The 13,197-nt window shown below is 73.1% G+C and carries 11 protein-coding genes and 2 pseudogenes; 8 read left to right on the forward strand and 5 right to left on the reverse strand.

Annotated elements, in window-relative coordinates; translation table 11 throughout:
* Positions 1-174 precede the first annotated feature (174 nt).
* Complete coding sequence (locus ABZ624_RS28310) at positions 175-2,610, forward strand: right-handed parallel beta-helix repeat-containing protein (protein WP_360094750.1); 2,436 nt, start codon at positions 175-177, stop codon at positions 2,608-2,610.
* Positions 2,611-2,643: 33 nt separating this feature from the next.
* On the opposite strand, the gene ABZ624_RS28315 is transcribed toward ABZ624_RS28310, so the two are convergent.
* Positions 2,644-4,905, reverse strand: a complete 2,262-nt coding sequence (locus ABZ624_RS28315; protein ID WP_360094909.1) for a hypothetical protein — start codon at positions 4,903-4,905, stop codon at positions 2,644-2,646.
* Positions 4,906-5,272: 367 nt separating this feature from the next.
* On the opposite strand from ABZ624_RS28315, the gene ABZ624_RS28320 reads away from it, so the two are divergent.
* A complete protein-coding gene (locus tag ABZ624_RS28320) occupies positions 5,273-6,115 on the forward strand; it encodes a DeoR/GlpR family DNA-binding transcription regulator (RefSeq protein ID WP_360094753.1) in 843 nt (280 codons plus the stop codon).
* 70 nt (positions 6,116-6,185) lie between these two features.
* On the forward strand, positions 6,186-6,647 hold the full coding sequence (locus ABZ624_RS28325) for an SRPBCC family protein (protein ID WP_360094756.1): 462 nt from the start codon (positions 6,186-6,188) through the stop codon (positions 6,645-6,647).
* Positions 6,648-6,664: 17 nt separating this feature from the next.
* Here ABZ624_RS28325 and ABZ624_RS28330 read toward each other — a convergent pair whose 3' ends face one another.
* The gene (locus tag ABZ624_RS28330; protein ID WP_360094759.1) at positions 6,665-7,789 is read right to left on the reverse strand and encodes a PLP-dependent cysteine synthase family protein; all 1,125 of its coding nucleotides are present in this window, start codon (positions 7,787-7,789) and stop codon (positions 6,665-6,667) included.
* 319 nt (positions 7,790-8,108) lie between these two features.
* Here ABZ624_RS28330 and ABZ624_RS28335 point away from each other — a divergent pair, with 319 nt between their 5' ends.
* Entirely contained in the window at positions 8,109-8,432 is a 324-nt protein-coding gene (locus tag ABZ624_RS28335) for a hypothetical protein (RefSeq protein WP_360094762.1), read from the forward strand.
* Between the two features lie 227 nt (positions 8,433-8,659).
* Positions 8,660-9,259 carry an ATP-binding protein gene (locus tag ABZ624_RS28340; RefSeq protein ID WP_360094765.1) on the forward strand — a complete coding sequence of 200 codons (600 nt, stop codon included), beginning with the start codon at positions 8,660-8,662 and terminating at the stop codon, positions 9,257-9,259.
* Positions 9,260-9,470: 211 nt separating this feature from the next.
* Here the strand turns inward: ABZ624_RS28340 and ABZ624_RS28345 are convergent.
* The 3 genes and pseudogenes from ABZ624_RS28345 to ABZ624_RS28355 all read right to left on the reverse strand — a co-directional run.
* Positions 9,471-9,767: pseudogene (locus tag ABZ624_RS28345) on the reverse strand (ABC transporter permease); the annotation flags it as partial.
* A 123-nt stretch (positions 9,768-9,890) separates the two neighbouring features.
* Positions 9,891-10,474: pseudogene (locus tag ABZ624_RS28350) on the reverse strand (ATP-binding cassette domain-containing protein); the annotation flags it as partial.
* A complete protein-coding gene (locus ABZ624_RS28355) occupies positions 10,471-10,761 on the reverse strand; it encodes an SHOCT domain-containing protein (protein WP_360094768.1) in 291 nt (96 codons plus the stop codon). The pseudogene ABZ624_RS28350 and the gene ABZ624_RS28355, both read right to left, overlap by 4 nt.
* A gap of 175 nt (positions 10,762-10,936) precedes the next feature.
* Here ABZ624_RS28355 and ABZ624_RS28360 point away from each other — a divergent pair, with 175 nt between their 5' ends.
* The 3 genes from ABZ624_RS28360 to ABZ624_RS28370 are packed head-to-tail and all read left to right on the forward strand — an operon-like array spanning position 10,937 to position 13,031.
* Positions 10,937-11,527: a TetR/AcrR family transcriptional regulator gene (locus tag ABZ624_RS28360; RefSeq protein ID WP_360094772.1), complete on the forward strand. Its 591-nt coding sequence runs from the start codon at positions 10,937-10,939 to the stop codon at positions 11,525-11,527.
* Between the two features lie 11 nt (positions 11,528-11,538).
* Complete coding sequence (locus ABZ624_RS28365) at positions 11,539-12,123, forward strand: DUF4865 family protein (RefSeq protein ID WP_360094775.1); 585 nt, start codon at positions 11,539-11,541, stop codon at positions 12,121-12,123.
* Positions 12,120-13,031: a phosphotriesterase gene (locus ABZ624_RS28370; RefSeq protein ID WP_360094778.1), complete on the forward strand. Its 912-nt coding sequence runs from the start codon at positions 12,120-12,122 to the stop codon at positions 13,029-13,031. Before ABZ624_RS28365 ends, ABZ624_RS28370 begins: the two co-directional genes overlap by 4 nt.
* Positions 13,032-13,197: the final 166 nt, after the last annotated feature.

Genomic DNA, 13,197 nt, shown 5'->3' on the forward strand with positions numbered 1-13,197 from the left:
CCGAAGCCCTTTCGGCGACAACCCGCGGACGAGCGAACCGCACAGGCACGCACCTTCGGGAGCGCGAACGCGCACCAGCCCCAGGGGCTGAGCACGGTCGCGGTCCCGGCACCGACGGCGCGGCCCCTGCGGCAGCGAGCCGTCAGTACGACGAGGTGGGGGCACAGCAACGCCATGGCACAGGGCACGGTCCAGGTGACGCACACCGGTACGTCGCGGTGGCGGCGCCGCACGGGCGAGTACGCCTCGCTCGCCGCCGCCCTGGAGGCCGCCACCGACGGCGACGTCCTCACCATCGCCCCGGGCACCTACCGGGAAAACCTCGTCATCCAGCGGGCCGTGACGCTCCGTGGCCCGGAGGGGTCCCCCGGCTCGGTGCGGATCGCGCCGGCGGACGGCGTGCCGCTCACCGTGTGCGCCTCGGCCGTGGTGCAGGACCTGCATGTGGAAGGGCAGGACGCGGCGGCGCCCGCGCTGCTGGTCGAGGAGGGCATGCCCGAGCTGCTGGACGTGCGGATCGTCACCCGGTCCGCGGCGGGTATCGAGGTGCGCGGCGGCGCCCGCCCGACCGTGCGCCGCTGCACGATCGACAACCCGGCCGGCATCGGCATCGCCGTACTCGACGGCGCGAGCGGGGTGTTCGAGGAGTGCGAGGTCGTCGCGGCGGGGCAGGCGGGGGTGGCCGTGCGGGGCGGTGCCCGCCCACGCCTGGAGCGCTGCCGGGTGCACCATGCCTCCGGGACCGGGCTGACCGCGACGGGCGAGAACTCGTCGCTGGAGGCGGTGGGTTGCGAGATCTACGAGGTCCGCGGCTCCGGCGTCCAGGTCACCCAGCGGGCGACGGCGCAGCTGACCGACTGCGATGTGCACCGCACCACCGCCGACGGTGTCACCCTGGACACGGACGCGGTGCTCACGCTCGCCGACTGCCGCATCCACGACATTCCCGAGAACGCGGTCGACCTGCGCTCCCGCTCGGTGCTCACGCTGACCCGGACGACGGTCCGTCAGTTCGGGCGCAACGGCCTGTCGGTGTGGGACCCGGGCACCCGGGTGGACGCCAACCAGTGCGAGATCTTCGACAGCACAGGGGACTATCCCGCGGTGTGGGTCAGCGACGGCGCCACCGCCGTCCTCGACTCCTGCCGGGTGCACGACGTGCCGGACGCCCTGTTCGTGCTGGACCGCGGTTCGCGCGCGGACGTCGTGGACAGCGACCTGTCGCAGGTGCGCAACACCGCGGTGTCGGTGAGCGACGGGGCCACCGCGCAGCTGGACGACTGCCGGATCAGGGACGCGGCGACCGGAGCGTGGTTCCGCGACCACGGCAGCGGCGGCACGCTGAACAACTGCACCCTGGACGGCACCCAGACCGGTGTGATCGTCACCAAGGGCGCCGACCCGACCATCGAACGCTGCACGGTCGACTCCCCCGCCGAGGCGGGGTTCTACATCTCCGCGGGCGGTCGCGGAAGCTTTCTGAACTGCCGGGTCAGCGGCAGCGGCGGCTACGGCTTCCATGTGATCGACGGCTGTCGTGCGACGCTGCGCAGGTGCCGCACGGAGCGCTGTGCGCGCGGTGGCTACGAGTTCGCGGACGCGGGCCCGGACGCCGGGTCCGGGACGGGTCCGGTGGTGGAGGACTGCACCAGCGACGAGAGCGGCGGTCTGCGGCGGTCCCCGGCCCGGGAGACCGTCGTACAGACGGTGTCGCACTCCCCCGGGCTGCTCGGTTCGATCCCCGGGCAGCGCAGCACGGAGCAGGAGCCGCTGATCGCCGCCGCGCCGGACGAGCCGGTGCGGACCTCGAAGGACGTGCTCGGGGAACTGGACGCGCTGGTGGGCCTGGAGAGCGTCAAGCGGGAGGTGCGGGCGCTGACCGACATGATCGAGGTGGGCCGGCGGCGGCAGCAGGCGGGCCTGAAGGCGGCCTCGGTCAAGCGGCATCTGGTCTTCACCGGCTCCCCCGGCACCGGCAAGACGACGGTCGCCCGGCTCTACGGCGAGATCCTGGCCTCGCTCGGCGTGCTGGAGAAGGGCCATCTCGTCGAGGTGTCCCGGGTGGACCTGGTCGGTGAGCACATCGGCTCCACGGCGATCCGCACCCAGGAGGCGTTCGAGAAGGCCCGCGGCGGTGTGCTGTTCGTCGACGAGGCGTATGCGCTGTCCCCGGAGGACGGGGGACGTGACTTCGGCAAGGAGGCCATCGACACGCTCGTGAAGCTGATGGAGGACCACCGGGACGCGGTGGTGGTGATCGTCGCCGGCTACACGGCGGAGATGCAGCGCTTCCTGTCCGTCAACCCCGGAGTGGCCTCCCGCTTCTCCCGCACCATCACCTTCGGCGACTACGGCCCCGAGGAGCTGCTCAGGATCGTGGAGCAGCAGGCCGACGAGCACGAGTACCGGCTGGCGCCGGGCGCGTCCGAGGCGCTGCTGACGTACTTCACGGCCATCCCGAAAGGCCCGGCGTTCGGCAACGGCCGTACCGCCCGGCAGACCTTCGAGGCGATGGTGGAACGGCACGCGGGCCGTGTCGCCCAGCTGGACGACCCCAGCACCGACGACCTGACCCTGCTGTTCGCGGAGGACCTGCCGGAGCTGCCCTGACCGGGTACGTCGAGCACACGGCCCGGCCGGGTCTCACCGCGGGGCCGGCGGCTCGGGGCGCGGGCCCGGCAGCTCCGGGCGCAGCCGGCTCAGCAGGCGGGCCCGTGCGCGGGCGAAGGCCGGGTCCGCCTGGTAGTCGGAGTGACCGAGGATGGGCGCCGGGAGAGGGTGCTCGGGCGTGCGGCCGTAGGCGAGCGGGTCCCGCAGAGGGGCGTGGTCGACCTCTGGGGTCGCGTCGTCGGGGACACGGGCGGGGCCGCCGATGGGGTCGGTACGGCGGTAGAGGTTGCTCCAGCAGGCGACGTCGCGGTGCAGGGCGGCGAGCGCGGGCGGTCCGAAGTGGGCCGGGAACCAACGGCCGTACAGGCGCTCCAGCGGGGAGCCGTAGGTCAGCAGCGCGATCCGGCCGCGCACGGACGGGGGCAGCTGCCAGGCGGCGGCCGCGGCCAGGACGCTGCCCTGGGAGTGACCGGACAGGACCAGACGGCCTCCGGTGCGACGCGTCCAGCTCGCCATGCGCCAGGTCAGGTCCGGCACCGCGCGCTCGGCGTAGCAGGGCGGTGCGAAGGGATGCGCGGCCCGTGGCCAGAAGGTGCCGACGTCCCACAGGATGCCGATCGTGCGCCGTGCCGAGGCGTCCTTGTAGGCGCGCCTTCCCCAGGTCACCAAGAGGACGAAACCGAGTCCGATCAGCCAGGAGCCCAGCGCCTGCGAGATCTCGGCGCCGGCCTGGAGGGCGTCGTAGGTGCGGCGAGCCGCTCCGTCGGGCGTCGTGCGTGTGGTCAGCGCGCCGGCCAGCGCCACACCGCCGAGCAGCAGGGTGGTGGCGGTGAGCACCGCGACGACGAGGGGTGCCCGGTCGGTGAGGGTGGCCATCGCGCGGACATGGGCGATGGCGCGGGTACGGCCCGGGTCTTCGGGTTCGCCGGGGTGCTCGTGGCGGATGCGGTCGCGTTCGGCGCGGGACAGCCGGGCGGTGTGCGCCCCCAGCCCGGCGGCGAGGAGCAGAAGGACCGCGAGCACCGGCGGGATCGTGGACGCCTGCCAGGTCAGCAGGAGGGGCGGGCCGGGGAGCAGGGCGCGGGTGCCGTCCAGCCAGTCCGCGACGCGCTGCGCGAGCCCGCCGGACATCACACCGCCCAGTGCGCAGGCGAGCAGCGCGACGGCCGGTCCGCCGAGGCCGCGCATCCCGGCGCGAGGATCGGGAGTGCGCCGGTACAGGCAGCGGGCCACCACGGCGAGCGCGACGACCAGCAACCCCTGGACCAGCATCAGGGCGCCGAAGGCCGGGTCGCCCGCCAGCCGTCCGGTGGACCGCCAGCCGGGGCGGGCCCAGCCGGCGTAGCCGGCCGTGAGCAGCAGCAGGGTGAGCGCGCCCAGCGGCAGGAGGCGTACGAGGTGCCGGTCGGCCTGCTGATCGAGGCGCATCTCGCTGCGGCCCCGGCGGCAGACCACGCCCACCACCACCGCCGCCCAGGCCAGCAGGGCCGCGGTGAGCAGCCGGCTCACGGCCTCCAGGACGGCGGGGCCGCCTGGCCGGTGGTCGAAGCGGGCCGCCGGGGTCGCCAGGGCGGCGGCGACGGTCAGCAGAGCCGCCGCGGTGTGCGCGGCGCGCAGCCGGGCCACGAGGCGGCGCCCGTACCAGAAGCCGGGCATGGCCAGCGCGCTGGCGTCGGTGTCCGGTTCTCGGTCGTCGGACAGCGGCTGGTGGGACTCGTACGCGCTCCAGGTGCGGTGCGAGAGGTACCAGAGCAGGCCGGTCAGCGCGGCCGGCACCAGCGCGGCAAGGGCGAGCCGGCGGCCGGGCAGGCTCCACCAGCCGGCGTGTCCGCCGAAGGCCGCGGACGCATGAGGGGCGAGGAAGGTCAGCCAGGAGTGGCGTCGGACGCAGTCATGGACGCCGGCGCACTGCCAGGCCACCAGGTCCAGGGCCACCTCACAGACGGCGGCCACCAGCAGCACGGTCAGGGTGAGGGCGGCCAGCCGCACCAGGAGGCCGTACAGGCGGACCGTGCGGTGCCGGCCGGCTGCGGCGGGGCGCATCCAGTGGGCGAGGTTGACCACCATGAACGGCAGCAGGACCAGCCACAGGGCGCGGCTGCGGTCGCCGGAGGTGAGGTTGCACCAGACGTACGCCTCCTGGACGGGCTCATCCCGGGGTCCTCCCCCCGCCGCCGCGTCCTCGGCGCGCCGGAAGACGGCGGCCGTGTCGTCGCCGGTGATCCGGACGGTACGCGGGTCGCCGAGCATCTGCTCGGGGGTGGTCCCGCCCACCCCGTGCACCAGCAGCTTCAGCTCGGCCTCCGGCGTCGCCGCCCCGTCCGTGTGCTGCCCGCTGGTGCGTTCCTGTGCACGGTCCACTGTTCTCGCACCCCCGTGACGCGCCCGAAGGCCTGTGCCGATGCGGGCTTCAGGATCCCGGCTGCGACGGCGGCGTGCACCACTCGTCACGGAATCTCCCCGATCCGGGTGACGGCGGCGGGGACCACCGTGGCACATGTGGCAGACGTGGCACATGTGGGTGGTGACAGAAGGTGGCGCAACCCGTACCGAGCCGTGAAAGGATGGGACGCCCGCGCATCTCCGGCCGGATCGAACCTCCTGGTCGGGGGCGGTGCGCCGGGCGTGTCGGACGGATGGCGGCGAAAGGACCGGAGCGTACGTGAGTGAGAATCAGAACCTCCTCGCGGAGCAGCGCCGCGCCCTGATCCTGGACGAGGTCCGGCGCCGGGGCGGTGTGCGGGTCAACGAACTGACCCGCAAGCTCGGCGTGTCGGACATGACCGTGCGCCGTGACCTGGACGCCCTCGCCCGTCAGGGGGTGCTGGAGAAGGTGCACGGCGGCGCGGTGCCCGTGGTCGAGGCGAGCACCCACGAGCCGGGCTTCGAGGCCAAGTCGGGTCTGGAGCTGACCGCCAAGGAGGACATCGCGCGGGCCGCCGCCAAGCTGGTCACCCCGGGAACGGCGATCGCCCTGTCCGGTGGTACGACGACGTACGCGCTCGCGCAGCACCTGCTGGAGGTGCCCGATCTGACCGTGGTGACGAACTCGGTGCGGGTCGCGGACGTCTTCCACGCGGCGCAGCGCACCTCGGGCCAGCGGCAGGGCGCGGCCACGGTGGTGCTCACCGGCGGCGTGCGGACCCCGTCGGACTCGCTGGTCGGGCCGGTCGCGGACCAGGCGATCGCGGCCCTCCACTTCGATCTGCTGTTCCTCGGCGTGCACGGCATATCGGTGGAGGCCGGTCTGTCCACACCGAACCTCGCGGAGGCGGAGACGAACCGGCGGCTGGTGCACTCGGCGCGCCGGGTCGTGGTGGTCGCCGACCACACCAAGTGGGGGACGGTGGGCCTGAGTTCCTTCGCCACGCTGGGGCAGGTGGACACGCTCGTCACCGACGCGGGGCTGCCGACCGAGGCCCGTGCGGAGATCTCGGAGCACCTTCCGCGGCTGCTGGTGGCGGGCGAGACGGACGCGGACGACTGGAACGCCGACGACATCTGACGGCGTGCCAGTTAGCCTGGCGGTGCAACACCCCGTTTTTTCAAGGGACTTCACGAGGGGGTTTCGCGCCATGGCTCATGCTCTGCGTCCGGTCGGTGCCGACTTTGTCGAGGCTGCCCCGGTTCGCCTGGTGTTCGCCCGGCAGATCGCCGCAGCCCCGGAAGCGGTCTTCCGGTCGCTGGCCGAGGACCCGGCCGGCTGGTCGGAATGGTTTCCCGGGGTGGCTTCCGTACGGTCGGCGGGTGGCGGTCGTCAGGTGCGGCTGCGCGGCGGCGGCCGCTTCGAGGAGTCGGTGGTCGTGGCCAGGGCGCCGGAGCTCTACGCCTATCGCGTCGACGTGACGAACATGCCGGGAGCGCGCGCCTGGGTCGAGGAGTGGCGACTTGCCCCGGCCGGCAGCGGGACCCGGGTGCAGATGACCTTCGCGCTCGACGGTACGGCGGCGTTCCGCCTGCTGTGGACTCTCGCCCGCCCGGGGGTGGGCCGCGCCTTCCGCGGTGCGGTCGCGAAGCTGGACCGGCGCCTCGGCTGACCCCCCCGTCCGCCGGCTCAGTCCGGCCACACCCCCGTCGTCAGCAGGGTCTCGATCGCCGCCGTGTACGGCGTGATGTCCAGGCCCTGCTCCGCGAGCCAGGCGTCGGAGTAGTACTTGTCGAGGTAGCGGTCGCCCGGGTCGCACAGCAGGGTGACGACACTGCCCCGGCGGCCCTCGGCCACCATCTCGGAGACGATCTTCAGCGCGCTCCACAGCCCGGTGCCCGTGGAGCCGCCCGCCTTGCGGCCGATGGCCCGCTCCAGGGCACGTACGGCGGCGACGCTGGCCGCGTCCGGGACCTTCATCATCCGGTCGATCGCGCCGGGCACGAAGCTCGGCTCCATGCGCGGGCGGCCGATGCCCTCGATCCGGGAGCCGCAGTCGCAGGTGACGTCCGGATCGCCGGTGGTCCAGCCCTCGAAGAAGCAGGAGTTGTCCGGGTCGGCGACGCAGATGCGGGTGTCGTACTGCATGTAGTGGACGTAGCGGGCGAGGGTCGCGGAGGTGCCGCCGGTGCCGGCCGTGGCGACGATCCACGCCGGCTCCGGGAACCGCTCCAACTCCAGCTGACGGAAGATGGATTCGGCGATGTTGTTGTTCCCGCGCCAGTCGGTGGCCCGCTCGGCGTAGGTGAACTGGTCCATGTAGTGGCCGCCGGTCTCCACCGCGAGGCGGGCGGACTCCTCGTACATCTTGCGGGAGTCGTCCACGAAGTGGCACTGGCCGCCATGGAACTCGATCAGGCGGATCTTCTCGGCGCTGGTCGTGCGCGGCATGACCGCGATGAAGGGCACGCCGATCAGCTTCGCGAAGTAGGCCTCGGAGACGGCGGTCGAGCCGCTGGAGGCCTCGATGACCGGCCGGCCGGGACGGATCCAGCCATTGCAGAGACCGTAGAGGAAGAGGGAGCGGGCGAGGCGGTGCTTGAGGCTGCCGGTGGGGTGCGTCGACTCGTCCTTCAGGTAGAGGTCGATGCCCCAGTGCTCGGGGAGCGGGAAGCGCAGCAGGTGGGTGTCCGCCGAGCGGTTGGCGTCGGCCTGGACCTTGCGGACGGCTTCTTTCAGCCAGTCACGGTAGGCGGCGTCGCTGCGGTCGACGTCGAGGGTCGCGCCGGTCCGGGTCTGGTGGGTGGTGCTCACGGCGGTGCTCCTTACGCTGGGCTCCGACGACGCCTCGCGCGGCCGGCACCTTGAGCATAGGCATCTTTGACACCGCTTCCCACCTGCATAAACGCATCTTTGAGCCACCCAAAGACGCCCTGGGGCACAGGCGTGGGTGGCATCCGGGGGCGCATTTGGCGGGAGTGCTCCGGGCGGCTGTCACAGGCGCCCCGCGTGTACTGGTGCTCCCGGCCGCACGGAGGCAGACTGCACGCGACGGGACGATCGTCCCTCGGACAGGCCCTGACGGGGGCGCACACGGGATCGCGAGAGCACACGGGCAAGGGGGCGGCGAAGGATGGCGGAGCCTGAGTTCACGGCCAAGGGCGTGCGGATCGGCAAGCGGCTGCGTTCGCTCACCCGGGCCGGGCAGGTCCGGATCAACGACGGCAGGCTGGAGTTGCTCACCAGCTACGGCAGCGAGATCGACAGCGCTCCGGTGCAGGCGGTGCGCGCGTCCAAGCCGTGGTTCGGGCCGGACGACAAGGCGCTGGCCGACCTCAACGGCAAGCGGTACCTGCTGACGCTGGGCGAGCATGACCCGGCTCCGGGCGAGCCGGGGCCGCCCGCGGCACGGCGGTTCATCGAGGCGGTGCGCCGCGCCGCGGGACGCGGCGGCTGAGGAACGTACGGCGCACACCGAGCAGCGGTCCGTTGCGGCGAGTTGCGGGCGGGCACCCGCTGCGTCACGCTGGTCTCACGTCACTCTGGGTTTACCGGCGATAACGCTGCGAACCAGCCCGCCGGCCATGACAGCAGGCGGACGTTTGGACGCAAGCACCCTGCTGGATCCGTTCTTCTCCGTGTTCTTCCGGTCCGTTCGGACCTCTACATCGGGGAGTCGCAGCCGTGATCAGTCACCCGAGCAGACACTGCACGGTGGAGCTCCAGGCTCTGCCGTCGCGGATCGGCCAGGTCCGCAGAATCGTATCTGCGCAGTTGCGCTACTGGCACATGGACGCGTTGATAGACCGGGCCGCGCTCGGTGTGACGGAGCTGCTGAGCAATGTCCACCGGCATGCGAGGCCCGACAAGTCGTGCACGGTCGAGCTGGAACTGGCGCCGGACCGGCTCACCGTCTCGGTGCGCGACAACGATCCACGGCTTCCGGTTCCTGCCGACGCCATGGACCCGCCCGACGCCGGCCCGCTGGCCACGTGTGGTCGGGGACTGGCCATGGTCGCGGCGGTCAGCGAGAGCTGGGGGGCGCGGCCGGACGGCGAGAACGGCAAGGTCGTCTGGTTCACGCTGCCCGCGCCGACGGTCGTGCGGCCGCATCCGGCGAGTGCGCCGCGCCGTAGGACGGAGCCACGGCCGACGGCCAGGGCCACCCCTGTCCGCTCCGCGGTACCGTTGGCCGCCGTCGCGCAGGGTGCCGCCGTGACTCCGGTCGGCATCGCGGCTCCCGCTCCCGCGGTGGCGCACGCGTCAGGCCTGTCCGGGACATAGCCTCCCGCCGGTCAGGCGCCTGTCGCCGGCGGCCCTGCAGTTCCCCGAGAGGCGCCGGGAACCGCGCGACCAGCCGCGGCGGACCCGCACCCGCGCACCGCCTCCAGCGACCCGACGAGCAGGCGCTGCCCCCAGAAAGCCAGGCACGCCCCACACTCGCGCACGCTCTCAAGCGACCCGACGAGCAGGCGCCTCGGCGGATGCGACGCAGTCACTCCGTCGCGATGGCCCGCGGCACGTCCAGCCGGGCCGCGCGCCGGGCCCGGAGGCAGCCGGCGAGGGCGCCGGCGGAGAGACCGCCGAGGGCCACCTCGGCCGGCCGCGCGGGCGGTAGGGCGAAGGCGAACGCGGTGTCGCTCGCGCCGTCCGAGGCCTTCGCCAGCACCCAGCCCAGGAAGGCGCCGAGGCCGAGCCCGCCGACCGTGCCGAACGCGGCGACCAGGACCGACTCCCAGCGGACCATGGCCCGCAGTTGGGCACGGGCCTGGCCGACGGCCCGCAACAGGCCCGTTCAGTTGCCGGCCGGCGTGGGCGGTCCCCGGCGTCCGACGGGCTGTCCGTCGAAGGCGACGAGTTGGCCCGCGCCCTGGATGTCCGGGGCGGCGGCGGCCACGCCGGGACGGTCCATGTCGCGTACGGCGGAGCCGAGGAGGCCGAGGACCTCCTCGCCGGAGCGGGAGTCGGGGGTGCCGGTCGGCTCGTCGGCGAAGACCACGTCAGCCCGGTGAAGGCCCGTGCGACGGCCACGCGTTGCTGCCGGCCACCGGAGAGTTCCGCGGGCCGTTGGGTGCAGCCGGTCGCGCAGCCCGATGACGTCGACGAGCGCGTCGGTCCACTCCCGGTCGCCGCGCCGCCCGGCCAGGTCCAGCGGCAGGGTGATGTTCCCGGCGACGGTCAGCGTCGGTTCCAGGGTGAACGCCTGGAGGACGAAGCCGACCCGGTCGCGGCGCAGCAGCGTCAGGCGGCGGTCGTCGAGCCGCCGAGCTCGGTGTCGCCGATCCAGGCGGCGCCGGAGGTGAGCGTGTCGAGGCCGGCCGCGCAGCGCGTGAGGGTGGACTTGCCGGAGCCCGATGGGCCCATGATCGCGGTGAGGCGTCCAGCGGGAAAGGAGACGTCGACGCCTGCCAGGGCGCGTACGGCGGTGTCACCGCCGCCGTACACCTTGACCGCGACCACCACCCGGGCCGCGGCCTGCGGTGCGGTCGTCGTGGTCATGCCGCGCCTCCCCTTCCCGCGCGGCCGAACTGCTCCTCAAGGACGGACAGGCGGCGCCAGTACTCGTCCTCGTCGATCTCGCCGGAGGCGAAACGGCGGCCGAGCACCGCGAGCGGCGAGTCGCCCGCGGGCCGTCCCCCGTCCCTCGGACGCCAGGGGCCGCCGCGGCCGCGCAGGCCGGTGCGCCGCAGGATCGTGGCGGCGCCGATCACGACGGCCGCCCAGATCAGCGGGAAGAACAGGATCCACGGGCCGGGTCCGCCGCCCCAGTCGGCCAGGTTCTGCATCTCGGGTCATCTCCGTTGTCGGCTCGGTCTTCCCCGGTCTCCGGGGATGCCACGAGACTCCCTCCGGCAGAGGGTCCGGGGCGTCGCGCGGTTGGCGGCAGTGTGCGTACCTCCGCGGGAGTACGACGGTGGGGTGCGCCTGCTCCCTCCGGACCGACAAACTGTAACTACTAGTATGTACACTAGTTTCATGAGCACCCCGGAACGACTGATCGAGTCCACCCGTGAGCTGTTGTGGGAGCGCGGGTACGTGGGCACGAGCCCCAAGGCGATCCTGGAGCGCGCGGGCGCCGGCCAGGGCAGCATGTACCACCACTTCAAGGGCAAGCCGGATCTCGCCCTGGCGGCGATCCGGCGCACCGCCGACGAACTGCGCGCCACGGCGGAGCGCGTCCTCGGCGGGCCGGGCACGCCGTACGAGCGGATCGAGGCGTATCTGCTGCGCGAGCGTGACGTGCTGCGCGGCTGCCCCATCGGCCGGCTGACCATGGACCCGGACGTCATCGCCAGCGACGAGCTGCGCGCGCCGGTGGACGAGACGATCGCGTGGATCCGGGAGCGGATCGCCGAGATCGTCGAAGAGGGCAAGCGGCAGGGGCAGTTCGCACCCTCGCTGGACGGAGAGGAGATCGGCGCGGCCGTCCTCGCGACCGTGCAGGGCGGCTATGTCCTCGCCCGCGCCTCCGGCTCCCCCGCCGCCTTCGACGCCGGCGTCCGGGGCCTGCTCTCCCTGCTCGCGCCCCGCAGTCCCGGACAGGAAAACTGAGAGGTTCCGACATGCATGCCATGCAGTACGAGTTCACCCTGCCCGCGGACTACGACATGGGCGTGATCCGCTCCCGCGTCGCCCGTGTCGCCCATCTGCTGGACGACTGGGACGGCCTCGGCATCAAGACGTATGTGCTGCGCGAGCGCGGGGTGCATGGCTCGCCGGTGAACCAGTACGGGCCGTTCTATCTCTGGAACACGATGGAAGGCATGAACGGCTTCCTGTGGGGAGGGGCCTTCCAGGGGCCCGTCGACGACTTCGGGCGGCCCGCGATACGGCAGTGGACCGGTCTGGCGTTCGAGGAGGGTTCCGCCACCGGTTCCGCACCCTCGTTCGCCGTGCGCCGACGTCAGCCGGTGCCGGAGGGCGTGGAGTTGGCGGCCTTCATGGCGGATGCGGCGGCCGAGACCGGGCGGCTGGCGGCGGAGGACGGCGCGGTGCTGGCGGCGTCCGCGGTCGACACGCGGGCCTGGGAGCTGGTGCACTTCTCGCTCTGGGAGCACGACACGCCGAAGGCTGACGGTGACCTCTTCCAGGTGCTGCACCTGTCCGCACCCGGCCGGGACCGGCTCCCGCGCGGGCGGCAGTGGTGAGCCAGGTCCGCACGGTCCTCGGCGACATCCCGCCCGAGGAGCTGGGTGTGTGCGACGCGCACGACCATCTCTTCCTGCGCAGCCGGCAGATGCCCGGACAGGAGCTGGACGATGTGGCGGCGGCGCGAGGCGAACTGGCCGCGTTCCGGGCGGCGGGCGGAGCGGCCGTGGTCCAGTGGACGCCGTACGGGATGGGACGGCGGACGGCGGAGCTTGCGGAGCTGTCCCGGACCACCGGTGTGCGGCTGGTGTGCGCCACGGGACTGCACCAAGCCGCCCACTACGACGCCGAGTTGCTCGGCAGGCTGCGCGGTTCCGGCCTCGCCGAGCTGTTCGTGTCCGAGCTGACCGAGGGTATCGGTACGACCGGGGTGCGCGCCGGTCTGATCAAGGTGGCGGGCGGCTTCCACGCGCTCGACGCGCACGCCCGCTGGACCATGACGGCGGCGGCCGAGGCGCACCATGCCACCGGCGCGCCCATCGCCGTGCATCTGGAGCTGGGCACCGGTGCGCTGGACGTACTCGATCTGCTGTGCGGCGAGTTAGGCGTGCCCGGTGACCGGGTGATCCTCGGCCATCTGAACCGCTCCCCCGACCCGGTGGTGCAGCGCCAGGCCGCCGCGTCGGGCTGCTGGCTGGCCTTCGACGGGCCTTCCCACGCCCATCACGCCACCGACTGGCGGATGCCGGAGGCGGTACGGGCCCTGGCGGAGGCCGGCTTCGGCGACCGGCTGCTGCTCGGCGGCGACACCGTGGTGGCCGGCGGCCGTTCCGTCGATGGCGGGCCCGGCATGCCGTATCTGCTGCGCAGGGCTCGGCCGCGGCTTGAGGTGGAGTTGGGTGCGGAGCTGGTGGAGCGGATGCTTGCCGAGCATCCTGGGCGGGCGTTCGCGGTCGACTGGCGGTGATCGTCCTTGCCTGAGCGCCCCGCGTGGTTCTGTCGTTCGGCGGCTGCGGATCGTCCATGGCCGGCCACGCAGTTCCCCGCGCCCCTTTGGGGTGGGGAGTTGGCGGCCATGCAGGGCGATGTGCTCGTACGCGGCCTGGAAGCGGGGCCCCAGCGGAAGGCGCCGA

This window comes from Streptomyces sp. NPDC007205 (genome assembly GCF_040634095.1).
Classification (GTDB): domain Bacteria; phylum Actinomycetota; class Actinomycetes; order Streptomycetales; family Streptomycetaceae; genus Streptomyces.

Excerpts from the sequence above, each read along its gene's own strand:
- ABZ624_RS28310 (WP_360094750.1), top strand. The coding sequence starts at position 175 with ATGGCACAGGGCACGGTCCAGGTGACGCACACCGGTACGTCGCGGTGG.
- ABZ624_RS28325 (WP_360094756.1), top strand. The coding sequence starts at position 6,186 with ATGGCTCATGCTCTGCGTCCGGTCGGTGCCGACTTTGTCGAGGCTGCC.
- ABZ624_RS28360 (WP_360094772.1), top strand. The coding sequence starts at position 10,937 with ATGTACACTAGTTTCATGAGCACCCCGGAACGACTGATCGAGTCCACC.
- ABZ624_RS28365 (WP_360094775.1), top strand. The coding sequence starts at position 11,539 with ATGCATGCCATGCAGTACGAGTTCACCCTGCCCGCGGACTACGACATG.
- ABZ624_RS28355 (WP_360094768.1), bottom strand. The coding sequence starts at position 10,761 with ATGCAGAACCTGGCCGACTGGGGCGGCGGACCCGGCCCGTGGATCCTG.
- ABZ624_RS28335 (WP_360094762.1), top strand. The coding sequence starts at position 8,109 with ATGGCGGAGCCTGAGTTCACGGCCAAGGGCGTGCGGATCGGCAAGCGG.